The 234-nt window shown below is 67.5% G+C and carries 1 pseudogene; it reads right to left on the bottom strand.

Going from position 1 to position 234, the window contains the following annotated elements:
* Nucleotides 1-234: pseudogene (locus tag SB754_RS23070) on the bottom strand (HNH endonuclease); the annotation flags it as partial.

The following is a 234-nucleotide window of genomic DNA, read 5'->3' as shown; positions in this document are numbered from 1 at the left end:
CTCAGAGATCAGCGCGTTGGTCCGGCAGCCGGGGAACCGGCAAGTGCCGTCTCTGGCCCGGAGGAACCGTTTGAGTCCGTCGGCGACTTTTCGTCTGTTGCCCACCCGCAGGATCTCCGCCGTGTTGGGATCCCTCTCCACCGGTGTCCACTTCACGGCTTCGCGCGCCAGCCGCCGGGCCCTTTCAGGACTGATCGGACCGTACCCCAGCAGCTCCGCCGGACGGTCGTCAGC

Origin of the sequence: Leifsonia sp. SIMBA_070 (assembly GCF_046534635.1) — a bacterium.
GTDB lineage: Bacteria > Actinomycetota > Actinomycetes > Actinomycetales > Microbacteriaceae > Leifsonia.
Note: the sequence above shows the minus strand (reverse complement) of the source record. Positions and strands in the feature narration are given on the sequence as shown.